The organism is Gymnodinialimonas sp. 57CJ19 (assembly GCF_038396845.1).
In the GTDB taxonomy this organism is placed as follows: Bacteria; Pseudomonadota; Alphaproteobacteria; order Rhodobacterales; family Rhodobacteraceae; genus Gymnodinialimonas.
This window is the reverse complement of record NZ_CP151587.1, coordinates 3632891-3650098: the sequence shown is the minus strand read 5'-3', so window position 1 is coordinate 3650098 and position 17208 is coordinate 3632891. Positions and strand designations below refer to the sequence as shown.

Here is a 17208-nt window from a genome sequence, read left to right as displayed (position 1 = left end):
AGTTAGGCCAGAGTGCGGCCCCGTGGCAAGGCGTCCGCGTCAATTGCGGGTCAGTCGAACTTGGCTGACGGCGCCAGCACGGTCGCCTCGCCCTTCAAGACGGTGGTTTCGCCCACTTTCGCTTCGGTCTTGAGCTGCACGCGGCGGCGGGCGTAGTCGATGGACAGCACCTCTACCACGGCCTCGACCATGTCGCCGGGGCGCACGGGGGCCATGAATTTCAGGCTTTGCCCAAGATACACCGTGCCGTGGCCCGGAAGTTGTTCTCCGATCACGGCCGAGATCAAGCCTGCCGTCAGCATCCCGTGGGCAATGCGGCCTTCAAAGATGGTGTCCTGGGCGTAGGCGTCATCCAGATGCACCGGGTTCCGGTCAGTGGAAACTTCTGCAAACATTTCAATATCTTGATCGGTTACAATCTTTCGCAAAGAGCGAGTCATGCCGATCTCCAGATCTTCGATGACGATGGTGCCGGTGGTGATATTGTCGAGCATTGCGTGTCCCTCCATGGCGCATCTATAGGCCAAGTGCGGGTTATTCTGCAATGCAGAAAGTAACAAAGTGTGAAAAAATAGCCACCTTATGAAACTTTATTGCGCACCCGTCAGCGCAACATCCCGATTGAATAGGTCGGTTCCATCTGCGCTTTGGTCAGATGCTCCGCCAGCTTCGCCGGGTCCGGTTGGCGGGTCGTGCCGGTCTCTTCCCGTGCGAGGCCACCGGTGATGTAGAGCGTATCGATATTCTCGCCAATGCCGCCGGGCACATCGGTAATGATCCCGTCGCCAATGGCTAAAATGCGGTCATCGGGTGTGGCTTTGCCCATCTGCACCAAGCGCCGCCGCGCAAGGTCGTAAATCGGCGGGTGCGGCTTGCCGAAATAGAGGCTCTCGCCGCCCATTTCCGTATACAGTTGCGCCAGTGCGCCCGCGCACCAAATCCGTTCGTCGCCGCGATCCACCACGATATCAGGGTTCGCGCACAGCAGTTTCAGGCCGCGTGTTTTCGCCAGCAAAAACTGCGGCCGCATCTCGGCGGGGTCTGCGAAAGGGTCGAACGGGCCGGTGCACACGATGCCTTCGGCCTCGTCCAATGGCACGCGCGTAATGTCCACCGTGTCGTCCAGCAGGTCCATCGGGGCGAAGAAGGCATCTTCATGGGGTTCGCCAATATGCCAGACTTTCTGACCCACGGCCCCGGTGAGCATCGCGACGCGGGCGCTGTCACCCGAGGTTGCGATCACATCCCAGCAGTCGCGCGGCACGCCGATCTGATCGAGCTGCGTCGCCACATTGGCGCGGGGGCGGGGGGAATTTGTCAGCAAAAGCACCGTGCCGCCGCCCGCTTTGAACGCGCGCAAGGCCTCGACCGCTTCGTCAAAGGCGCTGATGCCATCGTGTAGGCAGCCCCAAAGGTCACAAAACACCGTGTCGTATTTGTCCGAAATGTCGGCGAGAGTGTCGATAATCTGGGTCATGGGGCGCTCCGAATGCTGGCGGTGTCGCTGACTTATGCGATGCATCGGCGCGCGGGGCCAGTCCTGCTGGCGGTGTCGTTAACGGAAAATGCAGGTTGCGCCGCTCCAGATACCGGCGACGGTGCGCCCATCTTCAGCCATCAAGCCAAACAGGTCCCCGGCACCGAATTCCGTGCCGATCCCGGTTTCAAAAAAGCTGACTGGCCCCTCGGCGGATAAGGCCTCTTGCGGGCTGCCGACACCAAGGCCCGTGGCCGTGCGCAGGGTGCTGTCGTCGATCAGCATCCAGCCTGTCAGGCGATCATCTTGAAACATAAGGTTAATCTGGCCGGGAATGCTGACCGAGACCATCGGCCCTTCGCCACATTCCTGCGGGAATCCGACGCTCACGTCGTGGCCGTAAATGGGCACGAGGGTATGCATCGTTGCGTGGAAAGAGCTGCCGAAGGGCATGCCTTCGCGAGGGGTTCCGTCGGCACTATTCAGGAAAAGGCCGGTTGCGTGGGGTGTCACCACATCACCGGGGCCGGGCCAGTAGACATCGGCCATCGCGGGCGCGTTTATCAGTGTGAGGGCAAGAAAAAAGGCGGAAATGCTTGGGCGCATGGTCGGCTCCGGGTTGAGGCGCGTTCAATTTCGCGCCGCAGCGGAGGGGTGGCAAGGCAGGGGAACCCGCCTTGCCCTAACGTTTTAGATCGCGAGGTTCGGAATGATCTGCTTTTTCCGGCTGACGACGCCGGGCAGGACGAGCAGGTCGCCGTCGCCCGCAACGGTCGAGAAGCTTTTCTCAGCGACGGCTTTGACCAGATCGTTGGGGACCAGCAGTGTGGCCTCTTCCTTCAGGATGTCGATCACGAACAACAAGACTTGGTCCGCACCGTCTTCGGTGGCGACGGTTGTCATGGTTTGCATCAGGCTGTCTTTGCGCGACAGAACCGTCGCGGGCGATGTGGTTTCCAGAACCGAAACGCGGAAGGTTTTGCCGCCGACTTCGTAGGTCTTGCTATCCATCCGAAGCAATTCGGCATCCGAGAAGCGGGAGACATCGGACTTGGCCGCGAACATTTCGGCGGCGTAGGCAGGGATATCGATGCCCAGATCTGCCGCCAACGCCTCGGCAACTGCGCGATCTTCGTCGGTGGTTGTGGGCGAGCGGAATTCCAACGTGTCCGACAGGATGCAGCTGAGCATCGCGCCTTTTATGTTCTCGGGCGCCTTTTTCAGGTCATCACCAATCATTTTGTGCATGATCGTAGCGGTGCAGGCGAGCGGCTCAATCCGAATGTCGATCGGGCCCTTGGTTTCCAGGCCACCGACCAATTTGTGGTGGTCGATGATCCCTTGAATATCAGCGTCGTTGATTGCGTCTGGCAGTTCGGCGGGGTTGTTGGTGTCGACGATCACAACGGGTTGGCCCGATTCAACGGTGTCGATGATGCGGGGTTTGGGCAAGTTCCAACGCTCCAACATGAAAGCGGCTTCGGTGTTGGGCTCACCAAGCAAAACGGCTTCTGCGGGGGTGCCTTTCACGTCCGACAGGTACCATGCCCAGATCAGGGGGGAGCCTGTGGAGTCTGTGTCGGGGGATTTGTGGCCGAAAACCAATGTGGTCATGGGACATACCTTGCTTGAGATGCGAAATTTGCGGCCCTTCTATCGGCGAGGCCCCGGTTTGTCACTGGCACGGGTGGGAATTATCAGGCGCGAGGGTCCTGGATCGCATGCGTCATTGGGTGCGCGGGGCGGCGCTGCGTCTAGAAGTCCTTGAAAACATCGGCTTTGAGGTCGTCCGCGAAGGCGTTTTCGACAAGGGGGGCCGCGGCGGCGGCGGCAGATAAGGGGGCGCCATGGATCGCGCCGTCGAAGGCGGCGTGCCCCGTCGGGCTTGTGCCGTCCGGCGCCCAGGCGTTGGCTGGGGACGTGGAGCGGATCATCTGGAAGCGCGCAAGGTGGTTGGCCAACCGATCCGCCGCATTGGTAAGGTTTTCGCTGGCGGCAGAGGCCTCCTCCGCCATGGCGGCGTTGCTTTGCGTGGCAGCGTCCAATTCTCTCATGCCGGCGTTGATCTCTGTCACGCCGGTTGATTGCTCTTTCGCGGAAACGGCGATGTCCGAAACGAGCCCGGCCACCCTATCGACGCGGCTGATGATGTCGCCAATCGTGTCTCCGGCCTTGCGAACCAACTTGCTGCCGCTTTCCACCTGCTCGCTGGACGAGGCGATGAGGGCCTTTATTTCTTGCGCCGAGGCTGACGAATGCTGCGCCAAAGCCCGCACCTCCGAGGCTACGACGGCAAAGCCACGGCCCGCCTCGCCCGCGCGGGCAGCTTCTACCCCTGCGTTCAGGGCCAAAAGATTGGTCTGAAAGGCGATGTCGTCGATCACGGAGATGATCTGCGTGATCTGTTGAGACGACGCCTCGATCGCTGCCATGGCGGTGATGGCGTCTTCCACGATGTCGCCCGTGCGCTTGGCGACAAGGCGATTCTCATCCGTGGTGGCTTCCGCGTCCGAGGCGTTTGCGGCGGTGGATTGCACGCTTTCGCTCAATTGCTCCAACGCGGCGGCCGATTGCTCCAGCGTGGCGGCTTGGCTTTCGGTGCGGCTTGAAAGATCGGACGAGGAGCTGGCCAATTCTCGGGCATCCTGGTTGACCTCATCGGCCACTTCGCGAATGGCCTCTACGTTGTCGGACAGGTTGTCTACCAGCAGGTTGAACGAGGTGCGGAGCCCTTCGTACTCCTCCGGAAACGGCGCGCCGGGGTGGTTTTCGATCTGCTTGGTCAGGTCCAATTTGCCAAGACGGGCCAACCCTTCGGTCAGGGCTTCAACCACAATGTGTTGATCTTGTTGCTTTTCCTGATCCCCACTGATGCGATCCGCTTCCAATCGGTGCAGGCGTTCAGCCTCCACCATCGAGGATTGGAGCACCAGTAGACCGGACGACATCATGCCGACTTCATCTTCGCGCGTTCGGTAGGGAATGTGTTGATCGAGCGTGCCTTCGGACAGGTTCACAATACATTGGGTCATGCGCGACAGCGGTGTCATGACCCAGCGGGCAGCAAGGAAGGCGAACAGCAAGGCCACCGCCATCGAGGCAACGGTCACCAGGATTGCTGTGGTCCAGAGATCGCGCTGGTGGGTCGCGAAATCCGCGGTGTGGGCAGCAATTGCGATGGCCCCCACAATGGTGCCATCCGTGTCAAAGATCGGGGTACGAAGCACCTGATGGTTCGCCCCCCCTCCTTGCGCCGAGCCGATGTGGCTTTCATGGTCCAGCAGCGCAAGATAGGCGTCCGAATGGGCGATCATGGCCCCTATCGCGGCGTGTTCATCGCCCGCTGCATTGGATGAGGCGATGCGGACAAAGGTTTCGGTCTCGGGATCGAACCGAAAGATTGCGGCATCCACCCCCGCGAGGCTGGCAGCGGGAGCGACCAGAGCGTCGCCCACTTCTTGCGGCATGTCAGGCCAGACGATTCTGTTAGTCTCATGGCCGGCCCCTGCCACGAAGCTGACCCCATCGTAATTCTCCTGCATTCGGCTGGCCACAATGCGCGCGCCGATCCAATGGTCGTTCTCGACGCTTGCAAAATAGGTGTGCCGCACCTCGAGATATCCTACGAGAGACACGGCGAATGACAGCGCCACCAGCGACGTCGCCATCAAAACGATGAGTTTGGCGCTCAAGCTGAGCTTGTTGAGAAATTTCATCGTTGCCTCCACAGGAATCCGGGGTCTTGGGGGCGAGTGTTAGTGCCAAAAGCTGAATCAACCGTTACCTGTCGGATCATCTTGACAGCACCGGAACGGCTGCCTATCTCAACGCCGTTGGCACTCACTAGGGGTGAGTGACAGCAGTACCGAGAGACAATCCCTAACCGGATAGAGGAGAGGCCAAAATGGCATTGAAACCGCTGCAAGACCGCGTGTTGGTTCGCCGTGTAGAATCCGAGGAAAAGACCGCTGGCGGTCTGATCATCCCCGAAAGCGCGAAAGAAAAGCCCTCTGAGGGTGAAGTTGTTGCCTGCGGCGACGGCGCGCGGAAAGACTCTGGCGAGCTGATCGAGATGTCGGTGAAAACCGGCGACCGCATCCTGTTCGGCAAATGGTCCGGCACGGAAGTGACGCTCGACGGCGAAGAGCTTCTGATGATGAAGGAATCGGACATCTTGGGCATCATCACCTAAGTCGTTTGCCCCGCGCAAACATTCCGATCCCCGAAAAACACATCGAATTTTAAGGAGACGCCAAAATGGCAAAAGACGTCCGTTTTGATACCGACGCCCGCAATCGTATGCTGAAGGGTGTCAACACCCTCGCCGATGCGGTCAAAGTCACGCTTGGCCCCAAAGGCCGCAACGTGGTTATCGACAAATCCTTCGGCGCCCCGCGCATCACGAAGGACGGTGTATCTGTCGCCAAAGAGATCGAGCTGGAAGACAAGTTCGAGAACATGGGCGCGCAGATGGTCAAGGAAGTTGCTTCCCGCACCAACGACGTAGCTGGTGACGGCACAACGACGGCAACGGTTCTGGCCCAAGCCATCGTAAAAGAGGGCATGAAGTCGGTAGCGGCAGGCATGAACCCAATGGACCTGAAGCGCGGCATCGACATGGCTGTTGCCAAGGTTATCGCCGACATTCAGGCGTCCGCACGTGAAGTTGCAGATTCCGACGAAGTGGCTCAGGTCGGCACGATCTCTGCCAACGGTGAAGCTGAAATCGGTCGTCAGATTGCCGATGCGATGCAAAAAGTCGGCAACGACGGCGTCATCACCGTGGAAGAAAACAAAGGTCTCGAGACCGAGACCGATGTTGTCGAAGGCATGCAGTTCGACCGCGGCTACCTGTCGCCTTACTTCGTCACCAACCCCGACAAAATGGTTGCTGAGCTGGAAGACTGCCTGATCTTGCTGCACGAGAAGAAACTCTCTTCCCTCCAGCCCATGGTTCCGCTTCTGGAAACTGTTATCCAGTCCGGCAAGCCTCTGCTGATCATCGCCGAAGATGTTGAGGGCGAAGCCCTTGCAACGCTGGTTGTGAACAAGCTGCGTGGCGGCCTGAAAATCGCTGCTGTCAAAGCGCCTGGCTTCGGTGATCGTCGCAAGGCGATGCTGCAAGACATCGCGATTTTGACCGGTGGTCAGGTTATCGCAGAAGACCTCGGCATGAAGCTGGAGTCGGTGACGATGGACATGCTCGGCACAGCCAAGCGTCTGACGATCACGAAAGACGAGACCACAATCATCGACGGCAACGGCTCTTCCGCCGAGATCGAAGCGCGCGTCGCTCAGATCCGCCAGCAGATCGAAGAATCCACCTCCGATTACGACCGCGAGAAGCTGCAAGAGCGTGTGGCCAAACTGGCCGGCGGTGTTGCCGTTATCAAAGTCGGCGGCATGTCCGAGATCGAAGTGAAAGAGCGTAAAGACCGCGTCGACGACGCCCTGAACGCAACCCGTGCCGCTGTCCAAGAGGGCATCGTTGTGGGTGGTGGTGTTGCGCTGATCCAAGGCGGCAAAGCCCTGGTTGGCCTGGAAGGCGCCAACGCTGACCAGAACGCCGGTATCGCTATCGTGCGCCGCGCGTTGGAAGCACCGCTGCGTCAGATCGCCGAGAACTCCGGCGTGGACGGTTCGGTTGTTGCGGGCAAGATCCGTGAATCCGACGACAAGGCGTTCGGCTTCAATGCTCAGACCGAAGAATATGGCGACATGTTCAAATTCGGCGTGATCGACCCGGCCAAAGTTGTCCGTACTGCTCTGCAAGACGCGGCCTCTGTCGCTGGCCTGCTGATCACCACGGAAGCCATGGTTGCCGACAAGCCGTCGAAAGACGGCGGCGGCGCCCCTGCAATGCCCGACATGGGCGGCATGGGCGGCATGATGTAAGCAGCAAATTCCGTTAGGAATTTGCGCGAACCCGGTAGGCGCTTTCCAGAACGGAAAGCTGCCGAAAGGGTAAGGCTTGCACCGCAAGAACCTGCTGCAACGGCAGTGCAAAGGGGCCCTCGGGCCCCTTTGTCATGTCCGCCTGTCAATGGAGGGTTTCCCCCGGGGGCGGTTGATCGACTTGTGGCCGTGCTCCCGGTAAGATTGCCTTGCATTTTATCAAGTTCGGAGCATTCCAATGCGCCAATTGACGCTGATCCTTTCCGCCATTTTTCCTGCTTTTTTTCTTTCCTCGATGGCGGCATTTGCCTGCCCGGTTGGACTTGCCGTCGATATTGAATGGAATGGCAGCCAGTTTGACGGTCTCGTTCTTGAAGGCCCCGACCCGCAGGGAAATTGTCTGGTCAGCTATGACGGCTGGGACGAAACCTGGAACGAATGGGTCGCCATAAATCGTATCGCTCCCCTCGTCGGGGCGGTCCCGGCGCCCGCAACAATGGCCGCTAATTGCCCCGTCGGGGCGGCCCGGCAGATCGAATGGAACGGCAGCCAGTGGGATGGCACCATCCTGGAAGGCCCCAACGCAGCGGGTGAATGCTACGTCACCTATGACGGTTGGGACGCCAGCTGGAACGAATGGGTTACCGCCGACAGGATCGCCCCGCTCGCCGCCACCGCCGCCGATTGTGCAGTCGGCAAGGAACTGGAGATTTCCTGGGGTGATCGTTGGTGGGCAGGGACCATACTCGATGGTCCCAACGACGCTGGCCAGTGCTTCGTGACCTACGCGGGCTGGGATGCCTCGTGGAACGAATGGGTGACGCTTGAACGCCTCCGCGAGGTGCAGTGACCGGGCAACCTCAAAGCCCCGCTCCCATGACCGACGACGAACTGCGGGCGCCCCTTTTCATTTCTCGGGCCGCCTGACACAACCGTCCCATGCCGCACGCGCCTCTCTCTGTTACGTTTTCCAAGTCCCAAGTGCTTTTGCCCGATGGGGTGACGCAGGCTGACCTGAGCGTGGCAGGTGGCCTGATCACGGCCGAGGCTCGACGCACCGTTGACGCCTCCGGCTATATGATCCTGCCGGGCATCGTTGATCTGCACGGCGACGGGTTTGAACATCACATGGCCCCGCGTCGTGGGGCGCAGTCGGACCCCGCCCTTGGCCTGCGCGCGGTCGAGGCGGAATTGGCGGCAAACGGCATTACTACCGCCATGCTGGCGCAGTTCTTCTCTTGGGAAGGCGGGATGCGCGGACCGGACTTTGCCGAAACGTTGGTGCGGGCGGTGGCGGATTATCAGGCGACGACGGACCTGCACATTCAACTGCGGCTGGAGGTGGCGATTTCAGAGCTTTTCGCCCGCGCCGCTGCGTTGATCGCGCAAGGGGGCATCAGCTACGTGGTGTTGAACGATCACCTTCCCCACAAGGCGTTGGCCGCCGGGAAACGCCCGCCTCGCCTGACCGGGCAGGCGCTGAAGTCGGGGCGCTCCCCCGAAGCGCATCTGGAGATGCTGCAAAAGCTCCATGAAAACATGCCTCGGGCCGAAATTGCCGTTGCCGCGCTGACAGCAGAGCTGAGGGCGGCCCAAGTGCGCATCGGCAGCCACGATGATCGCACCGCCGAGGACCGTAACCGCAACCGGGCCATGGGCGCGGACATATGCGAATTTCCCGAAACGCTTGCGGCGGCTCAGGCCGCACAAGAGGCCGGAGAGCCGATTATCATGGGTGCGCCCAACGTCGTGCGCGGTGGGTCACACGACAAGAAGATCGCGGCAGAGGACTTGATTTCAAAGGGTTGGGTGACGGCTTTGGTCTCGGATTACCACTATCCCTCTCTGCATCGGGCGGCGCTGAAACTGTGGGACGACGGGATGGATCTATCGCAGGCTTGGGCGTTGATCTCGGCCGGGCCGGCACGGGTGATGGGATGGCGGGACCGGGGCCAATTGATGCCCGGTCTGCGCGCCGATCTGGTGGTGATGCACGCCAAGACGCGCCGGATTGAGGGTGTCGTCTGCGGCGGGCGCGTGACGCATTTGACCGGTGAGTTTGCAGCAAGAATGGTGGGCTGACATGCGGTTTATGATGCTGATTTGTGTGGTCCTTGTGGCCTTTGCAGCGAACTCGATCCTCAACCGGATGGCGGTGGGCGGCGCAGAGATTGACGCGCTGCTATTTGCCTTGGTCCGCGCTTTCGCCGGGGCCTTGATGCTGACCGTTCTGGTTTTGGCCCGGCGGCGCGCCTTGCCGGTGTTTCGCGCCGCTCGGATCGTGGGGGCAGGCAGCCTGACGCTTTACCTCATCGGGTTTTCCATTGCCTATGTTCAGATGGATGCGGGCCTTGGGGCCCTGATCCTGTTTGGGGGCGTTCAGGTCACGATGTTTGCCGGATCGCTCCTGGAAGGCGAACGTCCGCCGCTGCGCCGCTGGATCGGGGCCGGAATGGCCCTTGCGGGGCTGACTTGGTTGAGCTGGCCCACAGGACCGACGGCTCTTCCGGCGGTCGCCGTCATCGCCATGTTGGTGGCAGCGGTGGGGTGGGGGATCTACAGCCTTGCCGGGCGCCGCGCCCTTGATCCGATGGCCGAGACGGGGGCGAATTTCATATGGTCGGTGCCGCCATTGCTGCTGCTGACGCTGCTGCGCCCTGCCCAGATAGATGGGATAGAGGCGACGCCATTGGGCTTTGCCTTGGCGATTGTGGCGGGGGCTGTCACCTCGGGGCTTGGCTATGCGCTGTGGTATTCGGTGTTGCCGCGACTGGGGGGATCGACCTCGGCCCTGTTGCAACTGACGGTGCCGATTATCGCCATGGCCGCCGGCGTGGCGCTGTTGGACGAGGTCGTGACATGGCGCATGTTGGGGGCAGGGGCTGTCACCTTGGGGGGCATTGCTTACGGCCTCGGCCTGTTTCAGCGAATGGCGCGTTCCAAAGGGTCGTAGAAAAAGCCGCCCTCCCAGGCGATGCGTTCCAGGCTGTCGGGTTTCACGCGGATATTTGCCATTTCGGCCCGTGATACGAGGCGGCGTTTGGTGACGATGCCTTCCGGGTCGGTCCAGTCCTGCAAGGGGTCGCCCGAGATCAGGGTGACGCGGAAATAGACATCGACCTGATGGAAATGGCGGCGCGGGTCGTGGAATTCATTCACGAGGCACGGCGCACCGACGGCGATCTCCAGCCCGGTTTCTTCCCGAAACTCCCGTTTCAAATTGTCTTCAAGGGAATGATGGGGATCGGCCCCGCCCCCGGGGGCGCACATCAGGTCGGACTTCGCTTCGGGCCAGGCATTCACCAGAAGAAGGCGGTCATCGACCATCAGAAGGCCACGGACAGCCATGCGAATAGGGCGCTTGGAGGGGGCATTGGACATGGTCAGAACCTGACGGGGCGCGGCAAGAAGAGCAAGCCCCTCGTATGGGGGAGGATGATCGCCTATCTAGGGGATATGCGTTTGGTATTTTTCCTTTTGGCAGCAGGTCTTCTGGCTGCCCCGGCACGGGCCGATTGTGTGGTTTTGCTACACGGATTGGCGCGCAGTGAGACCTCTTTGTTTGTGTTGGAGGAGCGGTTGGAGGCCATTGGCTATCAGGTCGAGAACCGCAGCTACCCTTCCACGCGGGCGACGATCGCGGAATTGGCGGAAGCCACGATTCCGCCCGCCTTGGCGCGCTGCGGTATGCAGAGGGTGCATTTCGTGACCCATTCCATGGGCGGCATTCTGGCGCGTTATTGGTTGGGCGAGCACAGGACGCCATCTTTGGGTCGGGTCGTGATGTTGGCCCCGCCCAATGGCGGCTCGGAATTAGTGGATGTGTTCGGGCCGCTGGAGCCGTTTGAGTGGCTCAATGGCCCGGCGGGGATGCAGTTGGGAACGGACCCCACAGATTTGGTGAACCGGCTGGGGGACGTGGATTTCGATCTGGGGGTCATTGCCGGGGACCGGACGTTGAACCCGTTCTACTCCGCCCTGATCCCCGGCCCCGATGATGGCAAGGTCGGGGTGGACAGTACCGAGGTGGACGGGATGGCCGACCATATCGTGCTGCCTGTGACCCATACGTTCATGATGAACAGCCCCCTGGTGATCGCGCAGGTGGAGGCGTTTTTGGAGACGGGCGCGTTTGATCACGAGTTGAGTGTGATCGGGGCGATCGGGGAGTTGATCGAGTAGGGGCGCAACCGGTGTGGGGTGTGTTGCCGACAGGGTTGCGAGGGGGGAAAGCGCCGGATTGAGTTGTATGGGCCAAGGTGAAAGGGAGCGATGTGGCCCCCTTTCAGGCGGGGCCTGTGACGCGGTTGATGTGGGCCATTTTGCGGCCTGGGCGGGTTTCGGCCTTGCCGTAAAGGTGGACTTGCACGCCTTTTTCGGCCGCGAGGGTAGCGGCGCGGGAGATGTCATCGCCGATGAGGTTTTCCATCGTGACATTGGCGTGGCGGCTGCCATCGCCGAGGGGCCAGCCGGTGACGGCGCGGATGTGTTGTTCAAACTGGTCCACGGCGCAGCCTGCCTGGGTCCAATGGCCGGAGTTGTGAACGCGCGGCGCGATCTCATTCACGACGAGGCCTTGGGGGGTGACGAAGAGCTCGACGCCTAGAACGCCGACGTAATCGAGGGCGTTGAGGATTTGTGAGGCGATGAGGACCGCGTCCATGCGCAGGCCGGGGGCGATGGCCGCGGGGACTGTGGTCGTATCGAGGATGCCGTCCTTGTGGAGGTTTTCGCCGGGATCGAAGGCCGCGACGGAGCCATCCTGACCACGGGCGGCAATGACGCTGATTTCCTTGGAGAAATCTACGAAGCCTTCGGCGATGGCGGGGGCGTCTTGCAGGGTCGCGAGAGCGCTTTTGGCCTCGGAGAGGTCCATGATGCGGGCCTGACCTTTGCCATCGTAGCCAAAGCGGCGGGTTTTCAGGATCGCCGGGGTGCCGGTGGTTTCCAGAACCGTCAGGATATCGCCGCTGACGGGCGCATAGGGGGCGGTTTTCAGGCCCAGATCACGCAAGAAGGCTTTCTCGATCAGGCGGTCCTGGCTGGTTTCCAGCGCCCGGCGATCGGGGAAGAGGGGCGTGGTGGCGGAGATCACGTCGAGCGCGTCGGCGGGTATATTCTCGAACTCGAAGGTGATGACATCGCAAGCCGCGGCGAAGGTGCGCAGGGCGTCGAGGTCATCGTAGTTGGCTTGGGTCCAGGCGTGGGCGACATCGGCGGCGGGGGCGGCGCCGGGCTCGAATATATGGGCCTTGTAGCCGAGATTTGCGGCGGCCATGGCGAGCATACGGCCCAGTTGGCCCCCGCCTAGGATGCCGATGGTGCTGCCTGCGGGAAGGGGATTAGTCATCGCTTGGCACCTCGGGGATGGAGTCGCTGAGGTCGGCGCGCCATCGGTCAAGGCGGGCGGCAAGGTCCGCGTCTTCGTTCGCAAGGATCGCAGCCGCCATCAGGCCCGCGTTGGCCGCACCCGCAGCTCCAATGGCCATGGTCGCCACGGGGTAGCCTTTGGGCATCTGGACGATGGAATAGAGGCTATCGACGCCGGAAAGGGCACGGGTCTGCACCGGAACGCCGATCACGGGGACACGGGTTTTCGAGGCCACCATGCCGGGCAAATGCGCCGCCCCGCCCGCGCCGGCGATGATCGCCTTCAGGCCAGCGTTTGCGGCGCCTTTGCCAAAATCCCAAAGCCTGTCAGGGGTGCGGTGCGCCGAGACGATCTTTGCCTCATAGGGGACGCCCAATGCGTCAAGAATATCAGCGGCTTCCCGCATAGTGGGCCAGTCTGATTGAGACCCCATGATGATCGCGACCTGAACCATAATCTCTCCGCCTTTGGCCCTGAAGAAGCACGTACTATAAGGGCCGCGCGGGGGGGCTCAAGCGATGATATCGGGGGTGAGTTCGTCTTCGACCCGTGAAATGCGGTCTTTCAGCTTCAGCTTCTGGGTCTTCAGCCGTTTCAAGGTCAATTGATCGGGGTTGACGGATTGTTGCAACGCATCAATCGCTTCGTCCAGATCGCGGTGTTCGCGGCGCAGAACGCGCAATTGCACGGCCAGGACGTCCAAGTGGTTCATCTCTGATGGCACGTTCATCGGCGGCTTTCCCTGATTCCGGCCCCTAACTTAGCGCCTATACCGGTGCGCTCCAAGCCTCTCGGGCTTGAAGGGCGCGCCATTGGCCCCCATATTTCTTTCAACGGGGCTCTGCCGAATGTGGGGGGCCTGACCGTGACGCAGATCGCTTGCCTTGAGGATGTGCCTGAAATGACGAAACTGACCCTTGCCACCCACCCCTATCTTCTGGGGTTCGACCAGTTGGAACGACTGGTGGAGAGGACTGCCAAATCCGGCAATGAGGGCTATCCGCCCTACAATATCGAACAATGCGGCGACAATGCTTACCGTATCACATTGGCCGTTGCGGGCTTTGCGGAGGATGATCTTTCCATCACCGTAGAGGACCGCCAGCTGGTGATCCGCGGGAAGCAGGGCGACGCCAGCGCCGAGCGGGTCTTCCTGCACCGGGGCATCGCAACGCGACAATTCCAACGCTCGTTTGTTTTGGCCGACGGCGTTGATGTGGCGGGGGCGGCGATGGAGAACGGGCTTCTCCACGTTGATTTGACCCGCATCGTGCCCGACAGCGTCGTGCAAACAATCAAGATTCAGACCAAAGGCGGGGAAAGCCGCCCGTTCAACACCGGAGGCGATAGCGAATGACCCATACAGATACCACGACGGAACAAAAGATCGTCTACATCCGCAAAGTGGCGGTCAATGACCTGCCTGAAGAAGTGCAAGAGCAGGCCGAAGGTCTGACGACACTTTATGCGATCGGCGGCGAAGATGGGGAACATCTGGCGCTTGTACGCGACCGGGAACTGGCCTTTGTGGTCGCCCGTCAGAACGACATGACGCCCCTGAGCGTTCACTAGACACGGTGTTGCGCAGCGCCTGCTGGCCCCGAGAGCCGCGGGCGCTGCGCAGCGGCAATACCCTAGCCGCGCGTGTCGTCGCCCGAAGCGTTGAATGCGCGCCTCTCTCGGCCCTCTCGCACGGCATCCATGTCGGCGCGCACATTGGCTTCCCAATCATCCCGCATAGATTGCACACGGGCCACGTATTCGGGGTTTTCGTGGGGCGGCACGCCCACCTGATGGACCTCGGCCACCGCCAACATGTTGCGGCGGTCATGGTCGTTGAAGACATCCACCATTTCCTGGGCCACGTCCCGTTCCTGCCCCATGGCCTGAAAGACCGAGCGCCCCATGCGCAGGCTGCTATCGTAGGTTTCCCGGATAATGTCACGGCAGCCAAAGGCCCAAAGATCATACACGTGATCGCGGTCCCTGGCGCGGGCGATGATGTGCAGGTCGGGATAGGTGGCGTGAGCGTATTTCACGATCGTGTTGATGCTTTCGCGATCATCAATGGCGACGATCAACACCTTGGCGTCGGCCAATCCGGCAGCGGCCAGAAGGTCGGGACGGGTGGCATCGCCAAAGTAGTTATTCACGCCGAACTTCGCCATGATCTCCAGCGTCCGAGAGCTATAGTCGATCACGGTCGCCCTATGGCCCGCCGCGCGCAGCATTCGGTCCACCAAGCCGCCCACGCGGCCTGCGCCAGCGATGATGATCTTTGCGTCCTCGGGCATGGTGTCGGCCTCTCTCGTTTCCGAGGCGGTGTAGCGCGGTGCAATGACCCGGTCGTAAAGGATGAACAAGGCAGGGGTCAGCAACATCGACAAGGCGACGACCAGCAACAACAGGTCCGACAGAGCCTCGGGCAGGACGTTGTTGGCGACGGTGAAAGACAGCAGCACGAAGCCGAACTCTCCGGCTTGGGCAAGGCTTAACGCCATCAGCCACTTATCCGCGCCCTTGATGCGGAACACATAGGCCAGCACCATCAGGATCACCGCCTTCAACGCCATTAACCCAAGGGTAATGGCCAAGACGACCCCAAGATTTGCGCCCAAGAGCGTGAAGTTCACGCCCGCGCCGACGGTCATGAAGAACAGGCCCAGAAGCAGGCCCCGGAACGGGTCGATGTCAGACTCCAACTCGTGGCGGTAAGCGGAATTAGCCAGCACGACACCCGCCAGAAAGGTGCCAAGGGCAGGGGACAGGCCCACAAGCGACATCAGAAGGGCGATGCCGATCACCATCATCAGGGCGGTGGCGGTAAACAGCTCGCGCAGGTTGGCGACCGCGATGAAGCGAAACAGGGGCCCGGTCAGCAGAGAGCCCACAACACCCACAAAACCCACGGCGCCAAAGGTCACCAGCGCAGTTTGCCAGCCGTTCAGGCCGGAGACGAGGCTCATGGCGCTGCCATGATCGTCACCCGCATGCTCCTCCGCGCCAAGCGCGTCCTCGCCGCTATGCCCTGCGGCACCGTGGGCGGCATCAGCCCCCATGTCCGCCAGTTCCGGCATCGCCAACAGCGGCAAAAGCGCCAACATCGGGATCACCGCGATATCTTGGGTCAGCAAGACCGAGAAGCTGCCCTGCCCACCGTCGGACTTCAGAAGCCCTTTCTCTCCAAGGGTTTGCAGTACAATCGCCGTGGAGGACAGGGCGAACACCAGGCCAATCGCGAGGCTGATCTGCCAAACCTGCCCCAGCGCCATCGCCACGCCCATCACCGCCAGAGTCGTCAACACAACCTGCCCGCCGCCAAGCCCAATCAGGCGGGCGCGCATTTCCCACAGGGCCTTCGGTTGCAACTCCAGCCCGACCAGAAACAGCATCATCACCACGCCGAATTCCGCGAAGTGCTGGATCGAGATCACATCGACTCCCAGCACCGACAGCACCGGCGAAATCACGATCCCCGCGATCAGGTAGCCAAGCACCGAGCCTAACCCGAGGCGGCTGGCAATCGGCACGGCAATCACGCCGGCGATCAGGAAAATGAAGGAGAGGAGGAGAAAATCAGTCATGTCGGCGGCCCCGGGTCAACGCAGACCTCAAGGAACGCTTTCAGCGCCGCGAAGGCAAGGGGCCTTAGCAGACGGGCGGCAGGATCTCTTCCACATCCACGATCACACCCCGCGCGCGCAACTGCAGGACCGCTTGGGTCTGCGCCGGGCCAAACGCCTGGCCGTTGTAGCTCAAAGACACCTGCCGCAGGTTCGGCAAGGCCAGCAACGGGGCCAGCTCCAGCGTATCGGCCCCGTGCATCTCGACGGTGCGCAGGCCGCGATTGGCCCCCAGCGTGGACAGGTCCAGATCTGGGGCGGAACTGGTAATCAGCAACCGCTCCAACCCGTGCATATTGGCGGCGAAACTCAAGTCATTGAAATCGGGCCCACCCACGGCCAATTCGCGCAGGCCGCTCAGTCCGGCAATGGGCGCATGGCTGGTGGGCTCGTTGAACTGGACGTGCAGAAGCTCCAGATTGGGCAGGGCCGCCAGCCCGCTCAGATCGCGCACCTGCGCCGAGGCCATGTGCAACTCCCGCAACTGCGCCATGTCCGCGATTGCGCTCAGATCGCTGAAATCCGTATAGCTGACCATCAGCGAGGTCACATGGGATAACCCATTGATCTGGCTGTAATCCCTCAGGCCCAACCCATCGAGCATCAGCGTCTCGCAGGCCTGTGCCACGCAGGTGTCCAGCGCCTCCTGACCGTTTACGGTGAAATCAGGAGCGTCGGGCTGGCACGCCACAAGGGCGGCGGCAGCTACGGCGGGCAGAATAAAACGGGGCAGGACGGGGGAGGGCAGGCGGAGGGGCATGGCGGTGACACTTTGATGGCGGAAAGGAATGTGGACTTAACGATAACCGCGCCAAGTCGCCACCGAAATGGAGGTTTCCCCG

Annotated in this window: 19 protein-coding genes; 8 read left to right on the top strand and 11 right to left on the bottom strand. The window is 61.3% G+C overall.

Annotated features, from left to right (window positions below):
• Window positions 1–50: 50 nt before the first annotated feature.
• The 5 genes from AADW23_RS17735 to AADW23_RS17715 form a co-directional block, all read right to left on the bottom strand.
• Window positions 51–494 carry a MaoC family dehydratase gene (locus tag AADW23_RS17735; RefSeq protein WP_341862272.1) on the bottom strand — a complete coding sequence of 148 codons (444 nt, stop codon included), beginning with the start codon at window positions 492–494 and terminating at the stop codon, window positions 51–53.
• A gap of 110 nt (window positions 495–604) precedes the next feature.
• Complete coding sequence (locus AADW23_RS17730; protein WP_341862271.1) at window positions 605–1477, bottom strand: TIGR01459 family HAD-type hydrolase; 873 nt, start codon at window positions 1475–1477, stop codon at window positions 605–607.
• A gap of 78 nt (window positions 1478–1555) precedes the next feature.
• Window positions 1556–2083, bottom strand: coding sequence for a hypothetical protein (locus tag AADW23_RS17725; RefSeq protein ID WP_341862270.1), 528 nt, complete (start codon window positions 2081–2083; stop codon window positions 1556–1558).
• Window positions 2084–2167: 84 nt separating this feature from the next.
• Entirely contained in the window at window positions 2168–3091 is a 924-nt protein-coding gene (locus AADW23_RS17720) for a manganese-dependent inorganic pyrophosphatase (RefSeq protein ID WP_341862269.1), read from the bottom strand.
• Between the two features lie 140 nt (window positions 3092–3231).
• Window positions 3232–5193 (bottom strand): methyl-accepting chemotaxis protein, encoded by a 1962-nt coding sequence (locus AADW23_RS17715; protein ID WP_341862268.1) that lies wholly within the window; start codon window positions 5191–5193, stop codon window positions 3232–3234.
• A gap of 188 nt (window positions 5194–5381) precedes the next feature.
• Between AADW23_RS17715 and groES the strand changes: the two genes are divergently transcribed.
• The 5 genes from groES to AADW23_RS17690 all read left to right on the top strand — a co-directional run bounded on the left by groES (window position 5382) and on the right by AADW23_RS17690 (window position 10325).
• On the top strand, window positions 5382–5669 hold the full coding sequence (groES, locus tag AADW23_RS17710) for a co-chaperone GroES (protein WP_341862267.1): 288 nt from the start codon (window positions 5382–5384) through the stop codon (window positions 5667–5669).
• A gap of 65 nt (window positions 5670–5734) precedes the next feature.
• Window positions 5735–7372, top strand: coding sequence for a chaperonin GroEL (groL, locus tag AADW23_RS17705; RefSeq protein WP_341862266.1), 1638 nt, complete (start codon window positions 5735–5737; stop codon window positions 7370–7372).
• A gap of 238 nt (window positions 7373–7610) precedes the next feature.
• Entirely contained in the window at window positions 7611–8222 is a 612-nt protein-coding gene (locus AADW23_RS17700) for a hypothetical protein (RefSeq protein ID WP_341862265.1), read from the top strand.
• Window positions 8223–8311: 89 nt separating this feature from the next.
• A complete protein-coding gene (locus tag AADW23_RS17695) occupies window positions 8312–9454 on the top strand; it encodes an alpha-D-ribose 1-methylphosphonate 5-triphosphate diphosphatase (protein WP_341862264.1) in 1143 nt (380 codons plus the stop codon).
• A gap of 1 nt (window position 9455) precedes the next feature.
• Entirely contained in the window at window positions 9456–10325 is an 870-nt protein-coding gene (locus AADW23_RS17690) for a DMT family transporter (protein ID WP_341862263.1), read from the top strand.
• Here the strand turns inward: AADW23_RS17690 and AADW23_RS17685 are convergent.
• Complete coding sequence (locus AADW23_RS17685; protein WP_341862262.1) at window positions 10295–10753, bottom strand: NUDIX hydrolase; 459 nt, start codon at window positions 10751–10753, stop codon at window positions 10295–10297. The two genes, AADW23_RS17690 and AADW23_RS17685, sit on opposite strands and share 31 nt — an antisense overlap.
• Before the next feature lie 75 nt (window positions 10754–10828).
• Here AADW23_RS17685 and AADW23_RS17680 point away from each other — a divergent pair, with 75 nt between their 5' ends.
• Complete coding sequence (locus tag AADW23_RS17680) at window positions 10829–11554, top strand: alpha/beta hydrolase (RefSeq protein WP_341862261.1); 726 nt, start codon at window positions 10829–10831, stop codon at window positions 11552–11554.
• Between the two features lie 103 nt (window positions 11555–11657).
• Here the strand turns inward: AADW23_RS17680 and AADW23_RS17675 are convergent, their stop codons facing one another.
• The 3 genes from AADW23_RS17675 to AADW23_RS17665 are packed head-to-tail and all read right to left on the bottom strand — an operon-like array spanning window position 11658 to window position 13473.
• A complete protein-coding gene (locus AADW23_RS17675) occupies window positions 11658–12722 on the bottom strand; it encodes a 5-(carboxyamino)imidazole ribonucleotide synthase (RefSeq protein WP_341862260.1) in 1065 nt (354 codons plus the stop codon).
• A complete protein-coding gene (purE, locus tag AADW23_RS17670) occupies window positions 12715–13197 on the bottom strand; it encodes a 5-(carboxyamino)imidazole ribonucleotide mutase (protein WP_341862259.1) in 483 nt (160 codons plus the stop codon). The genes AADW23_RS17675 and purE overlap by 8 nt, the downstream gene beginning before the upstream one ends.
• Window positions 13198–13254: 57 nt before the next feature.
• Window positions 13255–13473 (bottom strand): DUF465 domain-containing protein, encoded by a 219-nt coding sequence (locus tag AADW23_RS17665; RefSeq protein WP_341862258.1) that lies wholly within the window; start codon window positions 13471–13473, stop codon window positions 13255–13257.
• A 171-nt stretch (window positions 13474–13644) separates the two neighbouring features.
• Here AADW23_RS17665 and AADW23_RS17660 point away from each other — a divergent pair, with 171 nt between their 5' ends.
• Both AADW23_RS17660 and AADW23_RS17655 read left to right on the top strand, forming a co-directional pair.
• A complete protein-coding gene (locus tag AADW23_RS17660) occupies window positions 13645–14100 on the top strand; it encodes an Hsp20 family protein (protein ID WP_341864356.1) in 456 nt (151 codons plus the stop codon).
• A complete protein-coding gene (locus AADW23_RS17655) occupies window positions 14097–14315 on the top strand; it encodes a DUF1150 family protein (RefSeq protein WP_341862257.1) in 219 nt (72 codons plus the stop codon). Before AADW23_RS17660 ends, AADW23_RS17655 begins: the two co-directional genes overlap by 4 nt.
• Before the next feature lie 62 nt (window positions 14316–14377).
• Here the strand turns inward: AADW23_RS17655 and AADW23_RS17650 are convergent, their stop codons facing one another.
• The gene (locus AADW23_RS17650) at window positions 14378–16327 is read right to left on the bottom strand and encodes a cation:proton antiporter (protein WP_341862256.1); all 1950 of its coding nucleotides are present in this window, start codon (window positions 16325–16327) and stop codon (window positions 14378–14380) included.
• Window positions 16328–16391: 64 nt separating this feature from the next.
• Window positions 16392–17126, bottom strand: a complete 735-nt coding sequence (locus AADW23_RS17645) for a leucine-rich repeat domain-containing protein (protein ID WP_341862255.1) — start codon at window positions 17124–17126, stop codon at window positions 16392–16394.
• Between the last annotated feature and the right edge of the window lie 82 nt (window positions 17127–17208).

Excerpts from the sequence above, each read along its gene's own strand:
- AADW23_RS17735 (WP_341862272.1), bottom strand. The coding sequence starts at position 494 with ATGCTCGACAATATCACCACCGGCACCATCGTCATCGAAGATCTGGAG.
- AADW23_RS17730 (WP_341862271.1), bottom strand. The coding sequence starts at position 1,477 with ATGACCCAGATTATCGACACTCTCGCCGACATTTCGGACAAATACGAC.
- AADW23_RS17725 (WP_341862270.1), bottom strand. The coding sequence starts at position 2,083 with ATGCGCCCAAGCATTTCCGCCTTTTTTCTTGCCCTCACACTGATAAAC.
- AADW23_RS17720 (WP_341862269.1), bottom strand. The coding sequence starts at position 3,091 with ATGACCACATTGGTTTTCGGCCACAAATCCCCCGACACAGACTCCACA.
- AADW23_RS17715 (WP_341862268.1), bottom strand. The coding sequence starts at position 5,193 with ATGAAATTTCTCAACAAGCTCAGCTTGAGCGCCAAACTCATCGTTTTG.
- groES (WP_341862267.1), top strand. The coding sequence starts at position 5,382 with ATGGCATTGAAACCGCTGCAAGACCGCGTGTTGGTTCGCCGTGTAGAA.
- groL (WP_341862266.1), top strand. The coding sequence starts at position 5,735 with ATGGCAAAAGACGTCCGTTTTGATACCGACGCCCGCAATCGTATGCTG.
- AADW23_RS17700 (WP_341862265.1), top strand. The coding sequence starts at position 7,611 with ATGCGCCAATTGACGCTGATCCTTTCCGCCATTTTTCCTGCTTTTTTT.
- AADW23_RS17695 (WP_341862264.1), top strand. The coding sequence starts at position 8,312 with ATGCCGCACGCGCCTCTCTCTGTTACGTTTTCCAAGTCCCAAGTGCTT.
- AADW23_RS17690 (WP_341862263.1), top strand. The coding sequence starts at position 9,456 with ATGCGGTTTATGATGCTGATTTGTGTGGTCCTTGTGGCCTTTGCAGCG.
- AADW23_RS17685 (WP_341862262.1), bottom strand. The coding sequence starts at position 10,753 with ATGTCCAATGCCCCCTCCAAGCGCCCTATTCGCATGGCTGTCCGTGGC.
- AADW23_RS17680 (WP_341862261.1), top strand. The coding sequence starts at position 10,829 with ATGCGTTTGGTATTTTTCCTTTTGGCAGCAGGTCTTCTGGCTGCCCCG.
- AADW23_RS17675 (WP_341862260.1), bottom strand. The coding sequence starts at position 12,722 with ATGACTAATCCCCTTCCCGCAGGCAGCACCATCGGCATCCTAGGCGGG.
- purE (WP_341862259.1), bottom strand. The coding sequence starts at position 13,197 with ATGGTTCAGGTCGCGATCATCATGGGGTCTCAATCAGACTGGCCCACT.
- AADW23_RS17665 (WP_341862258.1), bottom strand. The coding sequence starts at position 13,473 with ATGAACGTGCCATCAGAGATGAACCACTTGGACGTCCTGGCCGTGCAA.
- AADW23_RS17660 (WP_341864356.1), top strand. The coding sequence starts at position 13,645 with ATGACGAAACTGACCCTTGCCACCCACCCCTATCTTCTGGGGTTCGAC.
- AADW23_RS17655 (WP_341862257.1), top strand. The coding sequence starts at position 14,097 with ATGACCCATACAGATACCACGACGGAACAAAAGATCGTCTACATCCGC.
- AADW23_RS17650 (WP_341862256.1), bottom strand. The coding sequence starts at position 16,327 with ATGACTGATTTTCTCCTCCTCTCCTTCATTTTCCTGATCGCCGGCGTG.
- AADW23_RS17645 (WP_341862255.1), bottom strand. The coding sequence starts at position 17,126 with ATGCCCCTCCGCCTGCCCTCCCCCGTCCTGCCCCGTTTTATTCTGCCC.